The sequence below is a fragment of the Streptomyces sp. NPDC058579 genome (genome assembly GCF_042718575.1).
GTDB lineage: Bacteria > Actinomycetota > Actinomycetes > Streptomycetales > Streptomycetaceae > Streptomyces.
The window spans coordinates 120405-143333 of sequence record NZ_JBHXPI010000002.1 but is presented as its reverse complement, the minus strand read 5'-3'; the positions used below and the strand labels follow the sequence as shown (position 1 = coordinate 143333).

18 protein-coding genes are annotated in these 22929 nt (G+C 72.3%); 6 read left to right on the top strand and 12 right to left on the bottom strand.

Annotation, left to right across the window (positions count from 1 at the left end; translation table 11 throughout):
- Positions 1 to 26 precede the first annotated feature (26 nt).
- Positions 27 to 863 (bottom strand): inositol monophosphatase family protein, encoded by an 837-nt coding sequence (locus ACFWRO_RS03525; protein WP_384503899.1) that lies wholly within the window; start codon positions 861 to 863, stop codon positions 27 to 29.
- Positions 864 to 1006: 143 nt separating this feature from the next.
- On the opposite strand from ACFWRO_RS03525, the gene ACFWRO_RS03520 reads away from it, so the two are divergent.
- Positions 1007 to 2062, top strand: coding sequence for a biotin/lipoate A/B protein ligase family protein (locus ACFWRO_RS03520; RefSeq protein ID WP_384503897.1), 1056 nt, complete (start codon positions 1007 to 1009; stop codon positions 2060 to 2062).
- A 23-nt stretch (positions 2063 to 2085) separates the two neighbouring features.
- Positions 2086 to 2970 (top strand): hypothetical protein, encoded by an 885-nt coding sequence (locus ACFWRO_RS03515; protein WP_384503895.1) that lies wholly within the window; start codon positions 2086 to 2088, stop codon positions 2968 to 2970.
- Here the strand turns inward: ACFWRO_RS03515 and ACFWRO_RS03510 are convergent.
- The gene (locus ACFWRO_RS03510) at positions 2967 to 4379 is read right to left on the bottom strand and encodes an amidase (RefSeq protein ID WP_384503893.1); all 1413 of its coding nucleotides are present in this window, start codon (positions 4377 to 4379) and stop codon (positions 2967 to 2969) included. The two genes, ACFWRO_RS03515 and ACFWRO_RS03510, sit on opposite strands and share 4 nt — an antisense overlap.
- A 171-nt stretch (positions 4380 to 4550) precedes the next feature.
- Here ACFWRO_RS03510 and ACFWRO_RS03505 point away from each other — a divergent pair, with 171 nt between their 5' ends.
- Complete coding sequence (locus ACFWRO_RS03505) at positions 4551 to 5189, top strand: DNA alkylation repair protein (protein WP_384504482.1); 639 nt, start codon at positions 4551 to 4553, stop codon at positions 5187 to 5189.
- Between the two features lie 44 nt (positions 5190 to 5233).
- On the opposite strand, the gene ACFWRO_RS03500 is transcribed toward ACFWRO_RS03505, so the two are convergent.
- Both ACFWRO_RS03500 and ACFWRO_RS03495 read right to left on the bottom strand, forming a co-directional pair.
- Positions 5234 to 6898 carry a tetratricopeptide repeat protein gene (locus ACFWRO_RS03500; protein ID WP_384503891.1) on the bottom strand — a complete coding sequence of 555 codons (1665 nt, stop codon included), beginning with the start codon at positions 6896 to 6898 and terminating at the stop codon, positions 5234 to 5236.
- A 118-nt stretch (positions 6899 to 7016) separates the two neighbouring features.
- Positions 7017 to 7913 carry an MBL fold metallo-hydrolase gene (locus ACFWRO_RS03495; protein WP_384503889.1) on the bottom strand — a complete coding sequence of 299 codons (897 nt, stop codon included), beginning with the start codon at positions 7911 to 7913 and terminating at the stop codon, positions 7017 to 7019.
- Positions 7914 to 8075: 162 nt separating this feature from the next.
- Here ACFWRO_RS03495 and ACFWRO_RS03490 point away from each other — a divergent pair, with 162 nt between their 5' ends.
- A complete protein-coding gene (locus ACFWRO_RS03490; RefSeq protein ID WP_384503887.1) occupies positions 8076 to 8693 on the top strand; it encodes a TetR/AcrR family transcriptional regulator in 618 nt (205 codons plus the stop codon).
- A gap of 12 nt (positions 8694 to 8705) precedes the next feature.
- Here ACFWRO_RS03490 and ACFWRO_RS03485 read toward each other — a convergent pair whose 3' ends face one another.
- Together ACFWRO_RS03485 and ACFWRO_RS03480 are read right to left on the bottom strand one after the other, a co-directional pair.
- Complete coding sequence (locus ACFWRO_RS03485) at positions 8706 to 9458, bottom strand: GNAT family N-acetyltransferase (protein WP_384503885.1); 753 nt, start codon at positions 9456 to 9458, stop codon at positions 8706 to 8708.
- Positions 9458 to 10006, bottom strand: coding sequence for a LuxR C-terminal-related transcriptional regulator (locus ACFWRO_RS03480; RefSeq protein ID WP_384503883.1), 549 nt, complete (start codon positions 10004 to 10006; stop codon positions 9458 to 9460). Before ACFWRO_RS03480 ends, ACFWRO_RS03485 begins: the two co-directional genes overlap by 1 nt.
- 713 nt (positions 10007 to 10719) lie before the next feature.
- Here ACFWRO_RS03480 and ACFWRO_RS03475 point away from each other — a divergent pair.
- Both ACFWRO_RS03475 and ACFWRO_RS03470 read left to right on the top strand, forming a co-directional pair.
- Positions 10720 to 11463, top strand: coding sequence for a hypothetical protein (locus tag ACFWRO_RS03475; protein ID WP_384503881.1), 744 nt, complete (start codon positions 10720 to 10722; stop codon positions 11461 to 11463).
- A gap of 149 nt (positions 11464 to 11612) precedes the next feature.
- The gene (locus ACFWRO_RS03470) at positions 11613 to 14399 is read left to right on the top strand and encodes an ATP-binding protein (RefSeq protein WP_384503879.1); all 2787 of its coding nucleotides are present in this window, start codon (positions 11613 to 11615) and stop codon (positions 14397 to 14399) included.
- On the opposite strand, the gene ACFWRO_RS03465 is transcribed toward ACFWRO_RS03470, so the two are convergent.
- The 6 genes from ACFWRO_RS03465 to ACFWRO_RS03440 form a co-directional block, all read right to left on the bottom strand.
- Positions 14380 to 15060: an alpha/beta fold hydrolase gene (locus ACFWRO_RS03465; RefSeq protein ID WP_384503877.1), complete on the bottom strand. Its 681-nt coding sequence runs from the start codon at positions 15058 to 15060 to the stop codon at positions 14380 to 14382. The genes ACFWRO_RS03470 and ACFWRO_RS03465 overlap by 20 nt on opposite strands.
- Before the next feature lie 126 nt (positions 15061 to 15186).
- Positions 15187 to 16155: an RNA polymerase sigma factor gene (locus ACFWRO_RS03460; RefSeq protein WP_384503875.1), complete on the bottom strand. Its 969-nt coding sequence runs from the start codon at positions 16153 to 16155 to the stop codon at positions 15187 to 15189.
- 47 nt (positions 16156 to 16202) lie between these two features.
- The gene (locus ACFWRO_RS03455; protein WP_384504481.1) at positions 16203 to 16718 is read right to left on the bottom strand and encodes a bifunctional DNA primase/polymerase; all 516 of its coding nucleotides are present in this window, start codon (positions 16716 to 16718) and stop codon (positions 16203 to 16205) included.
- 34 nt (positions 16719 to 16752) lie between these two features.
- Entirely contained in the window at positions 16753 to 19752 is a 3000-nt protein-coding gene (locus ACFWRO_RS03450; RefSeq protein WP_384503873.1) for an AAA family ATPase, read from the bottom strand.
- A 51-nt stretch (positions 19753 to 19803) separates the two neighbouring features.
- Positions 19804 to 20487, bottom strand: coding sequence for an alpha/beta hydrolase (locus ACFWRO_RS03445; protein ID WP_384503872.1), 684 nt, complete (start codon positions 20485 to 20487; stop codon positions 19804 to 19806).
- Between the two features lie 141 nt (positions 20488 to 20628).
- Positions 20629 to 22920, bottom strand: a complete 2292-nt coding sequence (locus ACFWRO_RS03440) for a helix-turn-helix domain-containing protein (RefSeq protein WP_384503871.1) — start codon at positions 22918 to 22920, stop codon at positions 20629 to 20631.
- Positions 22921 to 22929: the final 9 nt, after the last annotated feature.

Here is a 22929-nt window from a genome sequence, read left to right as displayed (position 1 = left end):
AGGATATTCCGGCGCGTCGGCGCCGTTCACCGACCCCTGAGCAGTGTCCGGATCCGCTCGGCGGTGGCCTGGTCGCGCGCCGCGGTGAACGGCAGCGCGTTGCCTCCGGTGATACGGAACGGCTCGCCCGCGACGGTCGTGTCCGCGCCGCCCGCCTCGGCGACCAGGAGCAGTCCGGCGGCGTGGTCCCAGGCGTACTCCCAGGAGAAGGCGGTGGCGTCGAGGGCTCCCCGCGCCACGGCCAGGTACTCGAGTCCGGCGGAGCCGCAGGGACGCGGCCGTACGCCCTCGACGTCGAGGCGGAGCAGGGCGGCCTTCTCGTCGTCGGTGGTGTAGTCGGGGTGGGAGGCGGCGACCTCGAGGGTGGCCCCGGGGGTCGGCGAACCGGACCGTATCGGCGCGCCGTTGAGCGTCGCGCCGCGTCCGCGCACGGCGATCGCCATCTCGTCGAGCGCGGGGGCGTACGTCCAGGAGGCGAGCAGCTCGCCGCGGACCGCGAGGGCAACGAGGGTGCAGAATCCGGCCTCGCCGCGCACGAACTGGCGGGTGCCGTCGACGGGGTCCACGATCCACACCGGGGCGTCGCCCTGGATCGCTTCGTACACCGTCGGGTCGGCGTGGACGGCCTCCTCGCCGACGACCACGGAGCCGGGGAGCAGCGCCGTGAGGGAGGCGGTGAGGTGTGCCTCGGCGGCCCGGTCGGCGACCGTCACGAGGTCGTGCGGCCCGTTCTTCTCGTCGATCTCATGCGCGGCGAGCTGTCGGAAGCGGGGTGTGATCTCGGCGGCGGCGGCCTTGCGGATCGCCTCCTCCACCTCGGTCGTACCACCGGCGAGGACGTGGTCGAGGAACTCTTCGGTCATGCGTCCAGTCACTGCAGTCATGCGTCCAGCTAAGCACGGCGGTCTGACACCCGAAGCGTCGCCGCCGTAACCCTCCGTTCACCCGCGGAGTACGCTTTTGACCGGTTCACCCCTTACAGGTGAGCGGTCGCGAGGGAGGGTCCGTGCACGGCGAGTACAAGGTTCCCGGCGGAAAGCTGGTGGTCGTCGACCTGGAGGCGCGGGACGGGGTCCTGGCGGACGTGCGGGTCGCGGGCGACTTCTTCCTGGAGCCGGACGAGGCGATCCTCGCGATCGACCGCGCCCTGGAGGGCGCCCCCGTGGACACCGACGCCTCGGGCCTCGCGGCCCGGATAGACGCGGCGCTGCCTCCGGGCACGGAGATGTACGGGCTCACCACGGAGGGCATCGGCGTGGCGGTCCGCCGGGCCCTCGCGCACGCCACGGACTGGACCGACTACGACTGGCAGCTGATCCACGAGCCGCCGCAGTCGCCCGCCCTGCACATGGCCCTGGACGAGGTCCTGACCGCCGAGGTCGCGGCGGGCCGCCGCCCGCCGACCCTGCGGGTCTGGGAGTGGGGCGCGCCGGCCGTGGTGATCGGCAGCTTCCAGTCGCTGCGCAACGAGGTGGATCCGGAGGCGGCCGAGCGGCACGGCATCGAGGTGGTGCGCCGGATCAGCGGCGGCGGCGCGATGTTCATCGAGCCCGGCAACACCATCACGTACTCCCTCTCCGTGCCCGACGCCCTGGTCCAGGGCCTGTCCTTCACCGACAGCTACGCCTACCTCGATGACTGGGTGCTCGGCGCGCTGGGCGACATGGGCGTCAATGCCTGGTACCAGCCGCTGAACGACATCGCCACGGACGCCGGGAAGATCGCGGGCGCGGCGCAGAAGCGCGTGGTGGCGGGCGAGGGCGCGGTCCTGCACCACGTGACGATGGCGTACGACATCGACGCCGACAAGATGACGGAGGTCCTGCGGATCGGCCGCGAGAAGCTCTCCGACAAGGGCACGAAGAGCGCGAAGAAGCGCGTGGACCCCCTGCGCCGGCAGACGGGCCTCCCCCGCGAGGCGGTCATCGCCCGCATGATCACCTCCTTCCGCGACCGCTACGGCCTCTCGGAGGGCCGGGTCACTGAGGAGGAGCTGGCACGGGCGAAGGAGCTGGCGGCGGCGAAGTTCTCGACGCGGGAGTGGACGGCCCGGGTGCCGTAGAACGGGGTCCGTAGGCTTGGGCCATGCGTGTCGAACGCCCGGTACGGCCGGGGCTGCGGATGGAGTGCGCCGACGACCGGCGGCTGGTGCTGTTCCAGGAGGACGTTCCCGTGCTCTTCGCGCGGCAGCGTGCGACTCTCCGCGGTCTGCACTACGCGAGGACCGGCAGGTACGTCTCCCCGCTCGGGCCGCTGCGTGCCGAACAGGCCCGCACCTTCGGAGAGTTCGCCGCGCCGGGGAGCGAGGCGTGGACGGAGCGGTGGGCGGCGTACGCCGAGGCGGGACTGCGTACGGCCGCCAACGGGCCTCTCCATCAAGGGGACTGGCACATCACGCCTGGATCCTCCAGCTGGTTCGCGGACGTCAACTGGCCCAAACTCCTCTCCCACGACCCCGATCGGGGCCATCTCACCTGGTTCGGCTACGGCGATCCCGTCGAGGACGCGCGGGATCTGCTGCCGTTGCGGGCGCTGTCGCATCGGGAGGCGCCGCGGGTGAAGGCGTACCGCCGTCAGCACCGCGAGGGCATCCTGCCGCCGGTCTTCGTCTGGTGGATCAGCGGCCTGAACTCCCCTGTGGTGCTCGACGGTCACGACCGGCTGACCGCCGCACTCGCCGAGGGGTCCCGGCCTCGCGTCCTGGAGCTGGCGCGGGCGGTGGACGAGGCCTGGATCGCCCTCTGCGCCGAGCGGCCGGTGCTGGAGTACGAGAAGAAGGTCGCGGCCCTCGACGGCCCCTTGGCGGCTGTGCGCGCCTCCGCGGAGTCGCGTCGCCTGGCGGACACCCTGCGGAGCATCGCCACGGCTCCCGACCGCACGAGGGCCTGGCCGCTGCCCGGCGGCGTACCGGCCTGGGAGACGGCGGTGGCCGAGCACGTTCCCGGCTGGGCCCCGGACGCGGAGAGCTAGACGGCCGGCTCCGGCTCCGGCGGGCGGTGGGCGAACCACTTCTGGTCGGACTCCAGTTGGGCCGCGAGGGAGATCAGCAGTGGCTCGCTGCCTGCGGGGCCGAGGAGTTGGGCGCCTATCGGGAGGCCTTCGGGGGTGAAGCCGGCGGGTACGTTCACGCCCGGCCAGCCGAGGACGTTCCAGGGCCAGGCGTACGGGCAGGCGGAGGCCATCGTCAGGTCCGTGCGCCAGGCCGGCATCGTGTCGAAGGTGCCGATCCGGGGCGGCGGCACGGCCGTCGTCGGGGCGAGCAGCACGTCGTACGTGTCGAAGAGCGCGCCGATCCTGCGGTGCTGGCGGGTCTCTCGGGCGCGGGCCGCGCGCAGGGCCCGCCCGGCGAGGCGGCGGCCGTTGCCGGCCGCGCTGCGGGTGCGCGGGTCGAGCAGCTCGGGCTGGGGGTGGCGGTCGGCGTACTCGGCGATGCCGGCGGTCGCGCGCGGCAGGAAGCTCAGCCCGATGAGCCCGTAGCGCGGGCGCGCCTCCTCGACGGTGTGGCCGAGCCCGGTGAGCGCGTCGGCGAGATCGGCGACGGCGCGGCGTATGGAGCGGTCGAGCGGGTTGTACGTGGCGGTGAACGGCGCCCGCCAGGCGAGCGCGATCCGCAGCCGTCCTGGCTCCCGGCGGGCCGCCGCCGAGGCGTCCACGACGGTCGGCTGGAAGCGGTCGCCGGGATGCGGCCCGGCGACCGCGTCGAGGAGCAGGGCGGCGTCGCCGACGGTCCGGGCGAGCGGTCCGTTGACGGTGAGGCCCTGGAAGCAGTCGTCGTACGGGTGGACGGAGACCCGGCCGCGCTGCGGTTTGATGCCGACCAGATGGGTCCAGGCGGCGGGTATCCGGATGGAGCCCGCGCCGTCGGAGCCGAGCGCGGCGGGCACGATCCCGGCGGCGACGGCGGCCGCGGAGCCGCCGGAGGACCCGCCGGGGGTGTGCCCGGTGTGCCACGGGTTGCGGGTGGCGCCGAAGGCCGGGCCTTCGGTGAACGGCCACTGGCCCAGCTCGCAGGAGTTGGTCTTGCCGACGATCACGGCGCCCGCGGCCTTGAGCCGTCGTACCGCCTCGCCGTCCTCGGCCGCGTCGGGGATGTCTCCTGCGCAGCCGAAGCGGGTGGGCAGCCCGGCGACGTCGGTGTCGTCCTTGACGGCCATCGGGACGCCGAGCAGCGGCAGCCGCTCCCCCGCGGCGAGCCTGCGGTCGGCCTCCGCGGCCTCGGCGAGGGCGGCCTCGGGCCGCGTGCAGCGGAAGGCGTTGAGGGTGGGCTGCGTGGCCGCGATGCGGTCCAGGGCCGCCTGTACGAGGGCGGTCGAGGTGACCGTGCCCTCTCTCAACTGCTCTGCCTGTTCGGCCAGTCCGGTGTAGTCGGCCACGGCCATGGCAGCCCCCTCATCTCTTCGGCTGCCGCGACCCTACTGGAGAGTAGCCTCCTTGTCAGCAGGGTCACGGGCGCCCGCTGTCGGACCTCCGTCGTAGGCTGATCGGGCAGGTGGCGAGAGGAGGCCGAGGTGGCCGGGACAGGCTCGGACGGGACGACGGTCGCCGAGGTGATGGCCGAGCTGGCCGCGCTCGAAGACCCGAAGGCGCGCGCGGTCAACGAGAAGCACGGTGACGATCACGGCGTGAACCTCGGAAAGCTGCGGGCGGTCGCGAAGCGGCTGAAGACGCAGCAGGAGCTCTCGCGCGAGCTCTGGGAGACGGACGACACGGCGGCGCGGCTGCTGGCGATCCTGATCAGCCACCCGAAGGCGTACGGGCGGGACGAACTGGACACCATGGTGCGCGAGGCGCGCGCCCCCAAGGTGCACGACTGGCTCGTGAACTACGTGGTGAAGAAGAACCCGCACGCCGAGGAGCTGCGTGTCGCCTGGTCCGCCGATCCGAATCCCGCGGTCGCGAGCGCCGGCTGGGCGCTGACCTCCGAGCGCGTGGTGAAGAAGCCGGCGGGCCTCGACCTCGCAGGGCTGCTCGACGTCATCGAGACGGAGATGAAGGACGCCCCGGACCGCCTGCAGTGGGCGATGAACATGTGCCTGGCCCAGATCGGGATCGAGCACCCCGAGTACCGCGGCCGCGCGCTCGGCATCGGCGAGGAGCTGGAGGTCCTCAAGGACTACCCGACGTCTCCTGGGTGCACGTCTCCGTACGCACCCGTGTGGATCAACGAGATGGTACGCAGACAGGGCTAGGGCCCGCCCGCGGGATGATGCCGGGCCCTCTGGCTCTCCGCCCCTCAGCGGCGCAGCGCGTCGACCGCCCTGCGTACCGTGCGGGCCTCGCCTCGGTGGCCGTGTTTCCTCAGGTACCAGGCGAGCCAGGTGAGGGACTCCGCGAGGCTCGCGACGTCGTTGCTCGCGTGGTGCGGGCCTCGGGCGTCGAAGAGGAGGTCGACGGCCTCCATGGTGGGCGCGAGGACCTCGTCCTCGCGCTCGGCGCGGGCCAGCCGGAGGGCGAGGTTGGAGAGGGCGTGGATCGGCCCGTAGACGTACTTCTCGGGGTCGTACGCGCGCAGCATGCGGTAGATCGCCACGACCTCCCGCGAGGAGCGCAGGGCGTCGTCGTGGCGGCCGGTGTCGGTGAGGCGGATGCCTAGGTTGTTCATCGCCCGGGCGAGACCGGGCAGATGGGTGGCGGGGTCGTCCTCGGCCAGCTGCCGGAAGAGGACGACGGAGTCCTCGGCCGCGACGAGCGCGTCGGCGTGGCGGCCGAGGGCGGCGAGCCGGTTGCCGAGGCTGTCGAGCGCGTCGGCCAGAACCGGCCGGATGCGACCCGGGTTGGCCTTGAGGTACCGCCGGTAGATGTGGACGGCCTCGTCGGCGGAGCCGAGGGCCTCGGTGTGACGGCCGAGCCAGCCGTTGGTCAGGCCCTGGTTGTGCAGGGACCGGGCGAGCGCCAGGGCCCGGTCGGTGGTCATGGTGGGAGAGGTACGGCACAGGACGACGGCGTCGCGCAGGGTCTCGGCGGCCAGGTCGAGGTTACCGGCGGAGACGAGCCGTAGGGCCTGGTCGTTCATGGCGTGCACGCGGTCGAGCGGGGAGGGGGACGTGGGGGTGGGGGTGGTCGATCCCGTCGTCGACTGGTTTCGCCGGAACCGGCCCTCTGCGGTGACCGTGTACCCGTACCTGCGTAACAGGGCTTCCATGAGGCGGAGTTGGCCAGCATCGGCTGCGGCGATGGAAGTACGCAGGGCCTCGAACTCGGCCACGTACGGGGCGGCTTCGGCCTCGCGGTCGAGTTGGTGCAGTTCGTGGATGAGGGCGAGGACCGTCGCGTAGTGCTCCCCCGGCCTGGTGTGGGGCGTGGCGGCGCGGAAGAGGTCGACGGCCTCGCGGAGGGTGACGACCGCCTCGTCCTTGCGCCCCATCTCGCCGAGCTTGATGCCCAGGTCACCGAGCGCGGAGGCGAGGCCGTCCCGGTCGCCCGACCGGCGCCGGATGGAGACACCCGCGCGGATCGACTCCAGGGCGTCGTGGTGGCGCCCCAGCTCCGCGAGGTGGTTGCCGAGGTTGGTGAGCGACCAGGCGAGATCGGGCAGATGGAGGTCGGGCTCCCGACGGGCGAGTTCCCGGAGCAGACCGGTGGCCTCGCGGGCGAGGTCGCACGCCTCCGCCCGCCGCCCGAGCAGGCCGAGGACGAGCGCGCGCCGGCCGAGCGTGGCGGCGAGACCGGGACGGTGGCCCTCGGGATCGAGCTCGACGAGCTGCCGGAAGACGTCAACGGCCTCCCCGAGCACCTCGGCCGACTCCTCGAGCCGTTCGGAAGACTCGGTGAGCACCGAAGCCAGCCCGTGCAGACACACCGCGAGCCGGGGCAGATACCGCGCCGGCTCGGCACGGGCGAGTTCCCGCAACTCGGCGGCCTCGCGCCGCGCTTCGCGCAACGTACTTTCGTCGGGCATCTCGAAACACTCCCCCGCCGGTCCCCAACTCCCCTGGTCTCTCCCCTACTTTCCCTGTCACGCCCGGCCTCCACCTCCGGTTCCGCTCAACGTCGGCCGAGCCTCGTCGCCGCTCGACTCACCCGCGCCACGCAGCGACGAGGTTCCGCACGGGGTCGCCGCCCTCGCGTGCGAGGTACAGGGCGCGGGCGCTGACCCAGAGGACGGTCGGGCCGAGGTGGTCCGGGTAGTGGGCCAGCATGGCGTCGAAGAACTGCTCCGGGGTTTCGTGTACGGCCAGGGCGGCCTCGGCGTCGTCGAGGTAGCGGTGGGTCTCGGCGATGAGCCGTGCGGCGTCGGCGTCGAGCTTGCTGTTCTGGTGACTGGCCACGACGCTGCGGGGTTCCAGCGCGGCGACGGTGTCGATGGCCTTGCGCCAGGGGCCGAAGTCGCCGTCGGCCGACTCGGCGAGGTACATGTGCACGCCGTTGTAGAGGGCGTCGCCGGCCATCACCAGGCCCAGATCCGGCACATGGAGCACCGCGCTGTCATCGCTGTCCGCGTGTCCGACGTCCACGATGTGGAGGTCGTGGCCTTCGAGGGAGAGGCGGTTGCCGGGTGGCGTGACGGCCGTGACCGGGGACGGCGGGATCTGGCCCGGCCACAGCACGTCCCACAGCACCTCCCGGGCCTGGACGTTGTTCGACATCTGCGCGACGGCGCCGGCCGAGGCGACCACCTGGGCGCCGAACCGTTCGGCGAGTACACCGGCCGTGAACCAGTGGTCTCCGTGCCCGTGGGTGGCGACGATGTGCGTCAGCCGCTTCCCGCTCGCCTCGATCCAGTCCGCGACCTGCTCCGCCTGCGCCCGGGTGAGCGGTGGGTCGACGAGCACGGCGTCGCGGTGGCCGTGGATCAGCGTGACCGCGAGCGGCTGGAAGGCGCGCGGCTCTCCGTTGGGCAGCGGCCCGGGACCGCTCATCGGCAGCGGGTCCGCGACGAATACGTCATAGGCGATGTCACTGGTGGTCGACATGGTCTCTCCCGTGACTCGGTGCGGTCAGGCGTCCAGCGTGGCTCGCCATGACGGCGGGCGGGGGACGACCTGGACACCTTCAAAAGTATAGCGATCGCTTTACCTTTCACCTCACGCTACGCCCGTCCCGAGCGCATGTAAAGCGTTCGCTATACTTGAGCCATGGGGGCATCGCCATCGACATCGACCACCGGGGCGCCTCGTGGCGGGCGCGGTGCGCGTGAGCGCATCCTGCGGGCCGCGGCGGAGCTCTTCTACGCGCACGGCATCCACGCCACCGGCGTGGCGGCGCTCATCGAAGCCGCGCACGTCTCGCCGCGCACCTTCTACGTGCACTTCCCGACCAAGAACGCACTGGTGGAGGAGTACCTCCGCCGGTTCGAAGCGGAGAACCCGATCGCCGCCGAAGCGGAGCTGGAGCGCGACGACCTGAGCCCGGCTCAGCGTCTGCTGGCGATCTTCGGCCCCTTCGGGGGACGCTCCTCGGCGCTCATTCGCGGATGCCCTTTCCACAATGCCGTCATCGAGGGCGCCGGAGAGCTCCCGGAGGTCGCCCGCCTCGCCCAGCGGCACAAGCGGGCCTTCCGCGATCGTCTGGTGGCCACGGCCGCGGAGGCCGGAGCTGCCGACCCCGAGGCGCTCGGCCGGCAGCTCGCTGTCGTCTTCGAGGGCGCCAACGCGTTGGCCGCGTCCTGCAACGACGCTCAGGCGTTCACGGACGCCCGGCAGGCCGCCGAGACGCTCCTGAACACGGCCCTGGGCACTCCGCCCGGACCGTGAACGACCCGTTCGTCACGGATGGGCCGGTGCGAGCTGAAAGAGCTCGTACGTGGCGACGGTCTCGAAGCCCAGGCGCTCGTACACCGGGAAGCCGGCCGGGCTGGACTGGAGGGTGCCGACGGGTAGGCCGCGTTCGCGGCCCGCTTCGAGGGCCGCCACCGTGAGTGCCGCGCCGATGCCCTGGCGTCGTTGGTCCTCCGCGGTCGTGACGACATAGATGCCGGCCACACCGTGCGCTTCGTAGAGGAGCGACGTGCCCACCGGGCGCCCCGCGCGGCGACCGATGAATCGGACGACGCGGGCGGTGTCACGGCGGTCCAGCTCGTTGCGCAGCACGTCGTCGAGGAGCTCCGGCGGGACGCCGAAGGAAGGCGTGTAGGTCTGTACCCACTCCTTCAGCGCGGCCAGGCCGTGCACCGTCTCGATCTCCAGGTCCGCGGGCCCTTCGGCAGGAACCACGTCCTTCGTGTCGATGGCCATGATGGGCATCGCGCCGAGCTTCACACCACCGAGGCCGGGAAGTCTCTCCGCGGTGCCGGGGGCACTGTCGGGGCCCACCCAGCACATCCACGGGATTCCGGCCAACCGTTCGGCGGCGTCCTTGAGGGACTGTTCCAGCCGGTCGATGTCGCCCAGTCGTAGCACTCCGTTGAGTTGGCCGTTCGCCAGCCCGCTCCGGTAGTAGGCCAGTTGACCGTCGACGCGCTCGGCGGAGCCCCAGCCGAGCCAGTAGTCACGGCAGTTGGCGAGCAGCTGTTCCATCATCAGAGAAGGCCCGTCCGGACCGCACGCGCGACGGCCTGCGTCCTGTTCTTGCAGTTCAGCTGCTTCACCGTCTCGTGGATGATGCCCTTGATCGTCCGCTCCGAGTAGCTCATCTTCTCCGATATCTCCAGGGTGTTCATGCCTTCGGCCAGCATGCGGAGCACCTCGATCTCGCGCGCCGCGAGGCCGCCTCTCCGCGACAACTGCGCGAGCGTCTGCTGCCGTTGCTGGTGGCCCAGTTCGGCGATCAGATGTCCCACCAGTTCGTTCGGGAAGCGGCTGCGACCGGAGCTCGCCGCGACGGTCGCGTCGAGCAGGTGCTCAAGGCTTGAGCGGCTCCGGTAGAGGAAGCTGGTCAGCCCGTACTCGACCGCCTGGGTGAGCTGCTGCTCGCTGACGCGATCCGCCATCACCACGACGGGGACCGGCGCGCCGCCGGCGCGGGCGGCATCCTGCCGCAGCACCCTCAGCCAGTCGTCGTTCAGGGAGTGGAGCAGCATGACCGACACGTCCGCGTCGGGAAGTCCCTGCTGGGCGACGATGTTCACGCCGGAACGCGACTGCAGGTAGGCGCTGGTCGCATGTTCCAGGAAGGCGTCGCTCGCCCTCAGGACAACTCGGATCGGATCAGCCAGCGTCGCGGATCCCGTTCCACCCGTCTGAGTCACAGTCAGAGTCACTTCAGCAATCCCCAGCTAGAACCGACATGCCCGCTCTACACCCCCACCCCGTGCGAGTGGAGTTCGAGCCGTATCGGCACAGTACGGCGACCGCCGGTGACGCAGCTTCGGTCAAATGACCCAGTAGGATTTGAGGTTGGTTGATCTGGTTTGGGCGGTTTGCGTCGACCACATGGCCCCGCTCCTCACCCCGTGAGCTCACCTTGCCTCCCCAAGGCCCTGCCGGCATCGCCTAGTTCACCTGTCGGTACGAACAGGAAGCGTCGGTGCCCTTTCGCGCGGACGTGGCTCACGCCTGACTGCCGGGCCCCTTGGCATTCCTACAGTCCTCGACAAAGACGACAAAGACACTGACGCAGCGCAGCGCTCCTGCCGACTCCTCCATCCTCCGCGGCCCAGGGAGAAGCGACGCCATGAATCCGCCCAAGACAGCCGTCCCGTACGAACCCAGGACCGAACCCTCTGTCCGCGCGCAGCCCACCCCGCGCGCAGCCGCCCGGATCGTCTCCACCGGCGGGCGCGGAATCGCCCGGGATCGGCTCCAGTTGTCGAGTCAGTACGGCCATCCATTCCGGCGGGCCATGTCTGATGTGGGTGGCGCACTTCCGAAGGCCGCCCTGCCCGGCCGGCGCGGCCTCGACGTCAGTGCTCGCGCCGATCTGGCCGCCGTCCGTCTCTACCTGGACGAGGAGTGGGCCTGGGTGGATCCGCTGATGCTCGCCGGGGAACCCGGTGTGCACATGCCGCTCGCGCGTTGCGTCGCGTCAGGGCTGCGCAGGCTGCCCGCGTACCGAGGACCCGCGATCGTGCGCACCGGTGTGGCAGGCAGTCTGGTGAGGTGGTACCGGCAGCACCCCGTGGTCGTCGACCAGGGCTTCTGGCACGCGTCCTCGTCCCCGGCCGCGCTCGGCGCCGGTGGGCCCGGGTATCTGGTGTGGTCGCTCACCGGGCGCCGTACGGACTCCGTCGATCCCTACGCCCCGGGACGGCTGGTGTTCACTCCCGGCACCCGGTTCAAGGTCCTCAAGGTGGTCGACACGGTCGACGGCCGTGGGTCCCGCGTGATGATGCGTGAGATGTTTCCCCAGGAGACCGCCGAGACCGCGGAGACCGCCAAGACCCCCGAGACCGCAGAGACCGCAGAGACCGCAGAGACCGCAGAGACCGGAGAGACCGCCGAGACCGTTAAGACCACTAAAGCCGTTGAGTGGTTGGACGCGACTACGGTGGACGAGCTGACCCGGGCGACCGCACGAACCGACGAACTCGCCTTCATCAAGGGCGCGTTCCGGCACAACCGTCCTCCGGGGCTGGTCACGACGTAGTAAGGGAGCGTCGCCTGACGGGCGACCTCGGGTCTTGGCTCACGACACGACATCTGGCAGTGTGATGCGGCTCACGTCCCATCGAGCGAACTTCCGGCTGCCCCTTCCGTCATGCCCTTGATCCAGCCCGAGCAGATTGGAAGGTCCTCATGTCGATCCCCATGTCACCAGCCCCGAACGGCCTCGTCGGGCGGTCGGTGGAGCAGGCGCTCGTCGACGATCTCTTCGATCCCGCGTCCCGGGGCACCGCGCTGATGCTGACGGGAGAGGCAGGGGTGGGGAAGAGCGCCCTGCTGGACATCGCCGCGGAGCGCGCGTCCGAGGCGGGGTTCACCGTCGTGCGGATCGTGGGCTCGCAGTTCGGGCAGGACGTCAGCTTCTCCGGCCTCGCCCAACTGCTCCAGCCGCTGGCCGAGGAGATCCCGGCTCTGCCGGCCCGGCAGGCGGAGACCCTCCAGGCGGTGCGGGGCCTCTCCGACGAGCAGCCGGCCGAGCTGCTCACCATCTCCAACGCCGTACAGGTCCTGTTGTCCCGGACCGCGGCCAAGCGTGGCCCCCTCACGCTGGTCATCGATGACCCGGCCTGGCTCGACCGCCCCAGCGCCATGGTTCTCGGCACCGTCGCCCGGCACGTCAGGGCCGGTTCTCTGGTCGTGCTCGCGGCGTCCCGGACCGGCGACGAGTCCTTCCTGAGCGGCACCGGGATACCCACGCACGAGGTTCAGCCGCTGGACGAGGCGTCCGCGACGGCGCTGGTGGCGGAACGGTTCCCCGCCATGACGCCCCGGGTTCGGCAGCGTCTTGTCACGGAGGCCGCCGGCAACCCCCTGGCCCTGCTCGAACTGCCCGTCCCCCTCAACGAGGCCCAGCAGACGGAACGGGGGCCGCTGCCGGCCGTGCTGCCGCTCTCCGAGCGCCTCAAGAAGATCTTCTCCGTACGGGTGGGTGGCCTGCCGCGCGCGACGCAGGAGCTGCTCCTGCTCGCCGTCCTGGAGGGCTCCGGTGACCTTCACGTACTCGAACGAGCCCTGGCCGGCTCGGACGTCCTCACCAGACTGGGTCCCGCCGAGCGGGCAGGCCTGGTGTGGGTGGACTCCCTGACGGGCCGCCTGGTCTTCCGGCACCCGCTCACCCGTTCCGCGGTCATCGAGTTGTCCACCCGCGCCGAGCGGCAGCGGATGCACCTGGACCTGGCCGAGGAGTTCCCTGAGGGTTCGGAGCGCCGGGTCCGCCATCTGGCCGCCGCGGCCGGCGGCCCTGACGACCAGGTGGCCGCCCTCCTGCACGACGTGGCCTATCGGACGCTGCGCCGCGGCGACGCCGTCGGCGCCCTCACCACCCTGCTCCGGGCTTCCGAGCTGAGCGGTTCGGGGACGACGAAGGGGCGCATGCTGGCCGAGGCGGCGGTCCTCGGCGCCAACATCACGGGGGATCTGCGCAACGTACGGTCCCTGCTGGACAACGCCATGTCCGCCGATCCCGTGGGCGCGGATTCGCCGGCGGTGGCGGCGGCCGCGGCCAGTCAGCTCCTCAACGGCGAAGGCGACGCGGACACCGCCCACCGGCTTCTCGTCGGCGCGATCCGCAGCCATGCCCAACCCGGCCTGACGGACGAGAACATTCTCCGCGAGGCCCTGCACACACTGCTCATGGTGTGCTTCTTCAGCGGCCGGGCCGACCACTGGCCGGCCTTCGACAGCGCGGTGGCGGATGTGCTGCGGCACGCGCCCGATCCCCTGCTGAGCGTGGTGCGCGCCGCCTTCGGCGATCCCGCCCACTCCGCGGTGGCGGTCCTGGACGTGCTGGACGACCTCATCCTCGGCCTCACCCGGGAGACCGACCCCCGGCGCATCGTGCGGACCGCGATCGCGGGCGTCTATGTCGACCGGCTGCCCGACTGCCGCAGCGCCCTGCGCCGTGTCGCGGAGGACGGGCGCAACGGAGGAGCCATCGCCACGGCGATCGAGGCCCACTTCCTGCTGGCCAACGACGCCTACGCCGGCGGGCAGTGGGACGACGTCCCTGACCTCACCGACGAAGGTCTGCGCTGGTGCGAGACGCACAACTACCGTCTGCTCGGCTGCTCGGGACAGTTCCTGCGGGGCATCCTGGCAGCCGCGCGAGGTGACGACCGTACGGCCCTCGACGTCGCCGATCGGCTCGATTCGTGGGGGAACCCCAGAGGACTGGGGATGCTGCACGTCTACGCCTCCCACATTCGGGCGCTGTCCGCGCTGGGCGGCGCCGACTTCGAGGGTGCGTACCGCTGCCTGAGGTCCCTGGGCACGCCGGGTCTGCTCCCCTCGCACATGCCCCATGCCCTCGCGCTCTTCTGGGACTTCGCCGAATCGGCGGCCCGGACCGGGCACCATGCCGAGGCGATCGAGCACATCGCGGCGGTCAGGGCATCCGGTGTCCCGTCCATCTCGCCGCGCCTGGCCATGCTGACCGACGCCGCCGAGGCCGTCGCCAACCCGGACGCCGTCGACCACGAGCTGTTCGAGCGGGCCATCGCCACCCCCGGCGCCGAACGATGGCCCTTCGACTGGGCACGGATCTGCCTCGCCTACGGGGAGAGGCTGCGCAGGGCCAAGGCAGGAGGGGCCGCCGGGGTCCACCTGGAGGCCGCGCTCAGCACGTTCCAGCGTCTGGGGGCCCAGCCTTGGTGCGCACGCGCCGCGAACGAACTACGGGCGAGCGGCGTGAACGTCCACGCCCCGGCCGCGGCATCGGCCGAGGACGGCCGTTCGCCGCTGACCCCTCAGGAGCAGCAGATCGCACAGCTGGCCGCCACCGGGCTGACCAACAAGCAGATCGCGGCCCAGCTCTTCCTGTCCCCCCGCACCGTGGCCGCCCATCTGCGCGGTGTCTTCCCGAAGTTGAACGTCACCTCTCGCGCCGGACTACGGGACGCGCTCACGCGGCGGCATGCCTGATCAGCTCCGCGACGGCGTCGGGGCGGGAGATGTAGACGGCGTGGCTCGCGAGGACCTCGCTGGTGGTGGCTCCCGCCCGCTCCGCCATCGCGCGCTGCGCCGACGGGGGGATCATCCTGTCGGCGGTCGCCACCAGATACCAGCTCGGCTTGAACCGCCAAGCGGCGTCCCCCACCACGCCGTTGAGGGCGTCGACGCCCCAAGGCACCTGCGAGTCCGCCATGAACAGCGCGTCCTCCAGCGGCAGATCGCCCGCGAAGGAGTCCGGGAACTTGTCGCGGTCGAGGAAGAGGAAGCCGTCCTCGGGCGGCAGGATCGGCGGAACGGGCGCGCTCGGCGGCGGGTCGGCGATCAGCGCGCTGACCGACTCGCCCTTGTCGGGCGCGAAGGCGGCGACGTAGGCGAGCGCGGCGACCTTGGGGTGCCGACCGGCCTCGGTGATCACGACGCCACCGTAGGAGTGGCCCACGAGCACGGCCGGCCCGTCCTGTGCGTCGAGGACGTGCCGCACGGCCTCCACGTCGCCGTCGAGGGAGTGGGTCGAGTGCTGCACGACGCTGACCTGGAAGCCATCGCGGGTGAGAAGGCGGTGCACGGCCTGCCAGCCGGAACCGTCGACGAAGCCCCCATGGACGAGGACGACGTTCTTCAGGGGGCTCATGTCATGGCTCCTGTGATCTGTGACGAACCTCCGATGCAGCTGAAACTAGCCAGCGGCGCCCTTGCGGCGCTTCGGTCGAATGACCTAGTGGCAGCTCAGGGGGGGGTGACGTAGCACCGGCCTGCCTCAGGCGGCGGGCAGCAGGTCCAGGCGTTGTACGGGGCGGGGGTGGGCGAGCCGTAGCTGTCGTACGCGGCCGGCGGCGTCCAGGGTCATGAGCCAGGCCACGGACGGCGGGCAGTGGTCGGGGTGGTCCGGTGGGTTGATGATGTCCATCTCCCAGACCGTGAGCGACCGGGAGGACACGGCATGGACGAGGCGCTGCCGCACGCCGTCCTCGACGTCGTCGTCCATGGTGCGTACGAGAAGGTCCCAGCCGCCCACCCGGTCGAGACCTCGGAGCAGGGAGATGTCGGGGGACCAGCGTTCCGTCATCAGGCGGCCGAAGTGTCCGCTCTCGGCGGCGGCGAGCGTCTCGCGGGCCTCGGTGCGACTGGCCGTCACCCGCTGCTCGGTGTCACCGTGCGCGGAGTCGGCCGTGGCGGCGAGAGCGGCGGCCAGTTTGGCCCGGCCCATGCTCAGCCTGCTGCGGACCGTGCCGACCGGGACGCCGCACACGCGGGCGATCTGCTCGTACGAGGTGACCACGGTGGTGAAGTGCCGCAGCACCAACGGCAGGCGCAGCAGCGGCGAGAGCTGCTCCAACGCCTCCCATACCCAGTCCCGTACCGCGCTGCGTTCGAGCCACTGCTCCGGGCCGTCCTCCGGCGACGGCAGAGGGAGCTCGTCCACCAGCTGGGGCGCCGCGACCGGGCCCCGCAGCAGGGACCGGCCGGCGTTGCGCACGATCATCCGCAGCCAGGGGCCGACGGCCCCCGGGTCACGTACGTCCCCGATCCGCCGGAGCGCCGTCAGCGCCGCGTCCTGCATCACGTCCTCGGCGTCCGCGCCCGGCCCCAGAAGGCTCAACGCCACCGCGCGCATGCCCGCCCTGTGGCGTTCAAGGAGCAACCCCAGTGCGGCGATGTCACCGGCCTGCGCCGCCCGCGTGAGCATCGCATCCTCCACACGCGCCGCCTCGACTGCGTCCCGCATCCCACGTTCCCTTCAGGCACCGGTCACCTGACCGTAGAGCGCCTGGATCAGGCTGCGCCATACAGGGGGCTGAGCAAAGTGCCGTACCGGTCCGCGCAGGTGAGTGCCTCGACGGAGGCGACGAACGCGGCGGCCAGGGCGACCGGGAGGTACGGCCCGGTCGGCGGTCGCCGCGTCGGGGCGCGCAGCCACTCGTAGCGGTCGCCGCACACGTGCCGGGGTCCTGGCACGACGACCACGGAGCCGTGACTCAGGTAGCGGTACGCGGGAACCGCTCGCTCCTCCCGCCCGAGTTGGCGGGTGAAGGCCTGCCGGCTGCGCGGGGCCAGAAGGAAGCCCATTCGTCGCGCCCGGTGGTCGAGGACGATCGGGCCGAAGGGCAGCCTGCGGTGCAGGAGTTGGCCGAGCGCCTCGAGGCCGAGCCGCTGGTCGACCGACACCACGTCGAAGGTGCGACCCGTGGGCAGGGGATACGGCGCCCGGGGGTCGCTCGCCCACGTGTTCAAGCATGCTGACGGGTCGTCAGCCGCTTCGTAGAGCCAGGCGATGTGCCTCCATGTCATTCGCTTCACGTCACTCACCTCTTGAGGAGATGTCTCAGACGGCCCGCCGTCCGGGGCTGTCCACGGGCAGCTGACCGAGACCGGTCAGCGCGTCGCGCAGCCCGCCGCGGGACGTGATGTCCAGCTTGCGGAACGCGCCTCGCAGGTGGGCCGCCACCGTGCGGTGGGACAGGAAGAGCTGGGCGGCGATCTGCTTGTTCGTCAGCCCTGTGGCGGCGAGTTGGGCGGTCTGCCCCTCCTGCGGAGTCAGCGGCGGCTCGGCACCCGCTACGGATGTGAGGGGCGCGGCCGGGGCCTGGCCGCTCGCCCGCAGCTCACCGGACGCGCGTGCGCTCCACGGGGCGGCTCCGAGGCGTTCGAACGTGTGCAGGGCGGCTTCGAGATGCGGGCGGGCGGCGACGCTCGCCTGGGCGCGGCGGAGTCGTTCGCCGTAGCCGAGGCGGATCCGGGCCAGATCGAAGGGCCACTGCTCGGCGCCGGGTGCCGCGAGGGCCTTGTCGAAGAGATCGCGATCGAGGCGGTTCGGGTCGGCCAGCGCGGTCGCCGCCTCGGTGATCATGGCAAGGCGCGGTGAGAGGGCGGGGATGCGGGCGTCCCGGACGGCCGCCAGGAACGCCGCCGCCTCCACGTAGTGACCGGTACGGGTCGCCGCCTCGGTGAAGTCCCAGATGAGCCTGAGAGCGTGCGGGACGTGCGGCGCGGGCCGGTTCGCCGGGCTGACGGGCGCCAGGTGCCGATACGCGCTCTCGAAGTCGGCGCGGCCGAGGGCGGACAGGGCGTTGATGTGGGCCGCGTGGACGCGCGGCGCGGCAAGGCCGCGCGGGTTGCCCCAGGAGGCGAGGCCGTCCGCGAGGCTCCGGGCGCCTTCGTCGTCACCGCGCGCGGCGGCCAGCAGGCCCTGCGGCAGGCGGACCCGCCAGGCGTGGAGCCGGTAGTCGTGGGCGGCGCACCATTGCAGCGCCTCGTCGGTCAGTTCGGCGACCTCGTCCCACCGTCCCCCGGCGTACGCGTCGTCGGCGAGGAGGAGGAGCGCCGGAATGGCCGAGGCCACGGCTCCTCCGTTGCGGCCGTTGTCGACCACGCGCAGCAGGGCGCTCCGGCAGCCCGGGAGGCGGTCGACGTAGGTTGCGGAGGCGGCCGTACGGACGATGACCGTGGGGTCGGTCTGCCGGTGGAGCCCGGCGACCAGCTCGTCGAGGCGGGGCAGGACCGGCAGCGCCGCGTGCGCCGGGTCGCCGAGGGCGCCGCGCAGGACCGGCAGCAGGGGGTCGGGGGTGTGGGCGCCGTGTCGCGCCAGGATCGCGTCGAAGGACTGCCACAGGTCGGGCCGCCCGCCGGCCGCGCACACCAGGAGCAGGGTGTGGAGCGCCTCGCGCAGCATGATGTCGTCGGCCGGGCTCCCGGGCGTGTGGTCGTTGATCGCTCCGACGAGCAGCCGGTGAGCACCGTCCGCGTCGCCGTCCCAGTGCAGGAGCTCCCCCGCCGCCGCCGCGGCGGCGGCCGGGGACGTGGCGCTCGACGGGTCGACGGTCGCGGCATCGTCGAGCAGTGCGCGTACGGCGCGCAGGTCGCCGGTGACGTGGGCGCTCAGGCAGGCGGCCTCGGCGAGCCTCCGCCCCTTGGCCGTACCGGAGCCGCTGAGCTCCGAGGCGCGCAGCAGGGCGGAGACGGCGCCGACGGAGTCGCCGCGGCGCAGGGTGGTGTAGGCGGCCTCGTGCACCAGAGCGGCCACCTGGTCGTCCGGGCCCACGGTCGCGCCGGCCAGGTGCAGCGCTCGGCGTTCGGACCCTTCCGGGAGCGCGTCGGCGAGCGCCCGGTGCGCCCAGCGGCGTTCGGCGCCGGTCGACAGCTCCATGACGGCCGAGCGGGTCAGCGGGTGCCGGAAGACCAGGCGCCCGGCGGCGGCGTCGACCCGTACGAGCCCCGCGCGTTCGGCGGGGACGAGCTCGGGGTGCGTCCCCGGCGCGTCGCCGGTCCCTGCCGCCCCGCCCGTCCCTGTTGCCTCACCCATCCCTGCCGGCGCCTCACCGGTCCCTGTTGCCTCGCCCGTCCCTGCCGGCGCGTCGCCGGTCCCGCGCAGGACGTGCAGGTCGCCCGTGTCGTCCAGTACCGCGAGCAGGAGCAGCTTCCGGGTGGCGTCCGGGAGGGCTCCGACCCGCTCGGAGAAGATCGTCCGCAGGCGCTCGGTCAGCGGGAGGACCGCCGGCAGGGAACGTACCCGCGTCTGCTGTACGAGGCTGAGCGAGACGGGCAGTTCCAGCAGCGCGAGGGGGTTCCCTCCGGCCTCCGCGAGCAGCCGTCGGCGCACCGCGGAGGTCATGTCCGGGAACCGCTCCGCCACCAGCTTCGTCGCCGACTTCGCGTCGAGGGGCGGGACTTTGTGGGTCCGGGTCCCCGTACCGGGGATGAACGCCTCGCCCCGCCGGGAGGCGGCCAGCAGCGCGACGCGCCCGATGCCCGCGTGGCGGGCGACCGTCGCGAGGACCACCGCGCTGGGCCGGTCCAGCCACTCGTAGTCGTCGACGACGAGGGCCAGCGGGCTGCGTGCCGTACCGGTGCGGAAGAGCAGCTCCCGTACCGCGTACGCGACGGTCGACAGCTCCTCCGGTTCGCCCGCCGCGAGGCCGAGGATCACTTCGAGGGTGCGCGCCTGCCGGGCTGGCAGGGAGGCGAGCTCGCCCGCCAGCGGCAGCAGGATCTGGTTCAGCCCCGCGAAGCCGACGTGCTGGTCGAAGCGGGCGCCGGCGGCCCGCACCACGCGGAATCCATCCCGCTCCGCCCGCAGCGCGGCTTCGTCGAGCAGCGCACTCTTGCCCACGCCGGCCGCTCCGGTCAGGAACAGCGAGGCACTCCGGTGCGCCGCCTCGGCCAAAAGCCTGTCCACCAGAGCGAGTTCCGCCGACCGCCCGACGAGGGCGCTCGTGCCGCCCTGGAGCTGGATCTGAGCGGGGGCGTGCTCGGCCAGGGGGACGACGTTGGACGGGGCGGCAGTCGCGGAGCCGCCGGCGGAGTGTGACGTGAGAAGAGTGGTCATGATTTCCCCTGCGAGCGGCGGTGGAAGACGCGAGAGGCGCGGCTCCTGCGGTCAGGCGGTGGCGGCCTCGCGGACGAGGCCGGCGACCGCGCCGGGCTGCGAGATGTGGACGGCGTGGCTGCCGATGGCCTCGACGACGGTCGCGCCGGTGCGCCGGGCCATGGCCCGCTGGGCCGCCGCCGGGAGCATGCGGTCCTCGGTGGCGACGAGGTACCAGCTGGGTTTGTGCTTCCAGGCAGGTTCGGTGACCGCCCCGCCGAGGGCGGCCACGCCCCAGGGGACCTGGGCGTCGGCCATGAACGAGGTCTGCCGTACGGGCAGATCGGCGGCGAAGGCGTCGTGGAACCTGTCGCGGTCCAGGAAGAGGAGGCCGTCCCCCTGCGACAGGAGCGGCGGCACAGGCGCCCCGGGCGCCGCCTCGGCGATGAGCGTGCCGGCCGACTCCCCGGTGTCCGGGGCGAAGGCGGCGATGTACGCGAGGGCCGCGACGTTGGGGTGCGTACCCGCCTCGGTGACGACGACCCCGCCGTAGGAGTGGCCGACCAGGACGGCAGGACCGTCGAGCGTGTCGAGGACCTGGCGGGTCGCGGCGACGTCACCCTCGAGCGACCGCGTCGGGCTCTGCACGATCCGGATGCGAAAGCCCTCCCGGGCGAGCTCGTCGTGGACGCCCCGCCAGCCGGACCCGTCCACGAAGCCACCGTGCACGAGCACGATGTTCCCGATGGTCGACATGGGCGCTCCCGGAGTGGGTGGACGGGCCCCCACAGGCCCGTCCGACTCCCTCCAGTCAACGCTCACGGCGGTCCGGAGCCCATGCAGAACAGCACGCAGAACAGCACGCGGAGTTCTGCGTGCCGTAACCCGCTCGACACCTCAGGGACCGGTGGACACCAGGTCACGGCAACGACGGCCGGCCTCGGCGTCACCGAGCTCCTCGAACACCTCGGCCGCCCTCGCGTACGCGTCGCCGCTCTCGTGCCGCCGGCCCTCGTCGGCGAGCAGGGACCCCAGTGTCTCCAGGGTGGGGGCCTGCTGGGAGGGCAACTGGGCCTGCTCCATGAGGCCGATCGCCTCGACGAGCTTGGGGATCGCTTCGGACCGGCGGCCGAGCGAGCCGAGACACGCGCCGACCCGGGCCAGCACGATGGGCCGGGTGAACGCGGCCACGCTCGGCCGCACCCCCGACGCGGGGTCGTCCAGGAGCGCCTCCACGTCGAGGTACCGCCGCAGCGCCTCGGCATGGTGCCCGGCGTCGCGCAGGCAGGTGCCGAGTGCGGCGAGGCACTGGCTGTACGAGTCGATGTCACCGCAGGCCTTGAACAGCTCCGCCGCCCGGGTCTCCGAGGCGGTGGCCTCGTCGAGCCGTCCGAGTCTGCGCAGCGCGCCGCCCGCGTTGTGGAGGGCGGAGGCGGTGTTCTGCGTGTCGCCGCTCCGCGTGGCGAGGTCCATCGCCTGGCCGGCGTACCGCAGGGCGGTCTCCGGGTCGTCGCGCGGCACCAGGTGGACCCACGCCAACAGGTTGTACTGCTCGGCCTGCCGGGCCGGATCGCCCAGGGCTCCGGCGGCCTCGACACCGAGGGTGAAGACCTCGTGCCAGTGCGGGGCGTGCATCCAGCGGTCGGAGAACCAGTGCAGGGACTCCGAGCAGTCGAGGACGGCGGAGTACCGGCCGTCGCTCACCGCCGCGCCAAGGGCGCCCAGCCAGTTGTCCACGTTCACGCGCAGCCAGTGGTCGGCCTCCTCCTCCGAGGTCAGGTCGGCGAAGTCGGCGCCGGAGGACTGCTCGGGCCGGCCGCGATCCCGCTCGAACCAGCGCCCGGCGACGGTGGCCTTCCGCAGCAGCCAGGCCGTCATCGTCCTCCCGAGGGCCTCCCGCTCGTCCGCCGGGTCCTCGGCCTTGAGCCGCTCGCGCGCGAACAGCCCGACCAGGTCGTGGAAGCGGTAGCGTCCGGCCCCGCTGTCCTGGAGGAGGCCGAGGTCGATGAGCTCGTCGAGCGTGTTCCAGGCGTCCTCGACGGAGATCTCGCCCACCACGGCGGCGAGGGCGGCGTCGAAGTCGTGCCCGGTCACCAGGGCGAGCCGGCGGAAGAGCTTGCGCGCGGACGGGGCTAGTTGCTCGTACGACATCCCGAAGGCGTTGGCGATCTTCAGGTCGCCGGCCTTGAGCTGGTCGAGGCGGCGCTCCTCGTCGGCGAGCCGGGCGATGAGTTCGGCGGCGCTCCATGCGGGGCGGCTGACCAGCCGGTTGCCGATGATCCGTACCGCGAGGGGCAGGCCGCCGCACAGCTGCGCGAGCTCGCTGAGCACGGATTCGCTGTCCGAGGCGCCTCGGTCCCGCGTGATCCCGCTCAGCAGGTGGGTGGTGTCGAGGAGGGGCAGGGGGCCGAGGTTCAGGCGGCGTACGCCCTCCAGGCCGGCGAGCAGCCGACGGCTGGTCGCCAGGGCTCTGCCCTGGCCTCCCCCCGGCAGCAGGGGGCGGATCTGCTCCTCCGACGCGGTGTTGTCGAGCACGACGAGCGCGCGTCTCTCCCTCAGCAGCGACCGGTACAGCGACGCGCCTTCGGCGAGGTCGGCGGGGATCTGCTGGTCCGGAACGCCCAGGGCGCGGAGCAGCAGCGCCAGGGCCTGGTCGACGGGCAGAGGGCGCGAGGACATGCCGAACAGGTCGAGGAAGAACACCCCGTCAGGGAAGTCCGGGCGCAGGGTGTGGCCCGCGTGGATGGCGAACGCGGTCTTGCCCAGACCGGCGGCACCGGTGATGAGTCCCACCTGCGCGACGGCCTCGGTGTCCTCGTCGCGGACGAGGCTCCGCGTCCAGGCCAGCTCCGCCGCGCGGCCCGTGAAGTCGTCGATGTTCCGCGGTAGTTCGCACAGGCCGGTAGGGCGCTTCCAGTGGTCCCGCAGGCGCCCGTCGCGCGCCAGCTCGATGAGTTCCTTGCGGTCGGGCCCTTCCAGTGCGAGCGCGTCCGCGAGGGCGGTGACGGTCCGGTGCTGGGGCCCCTTGCTGCGGCCGCGCTCCATGTCCGACAGGGTGCGGCCGCTGACTCCGGAGAGTGCGGCGAGTTGCTCGAGCGTCAGGCGTGCGGCGTGCCGATGCCGGCGCAGCAGTTCCGCGAAGCGAGGTATGGCGTTGATGAGGAGGCCTCCTTCTGCGGTGAATCCCACCTGGATTCG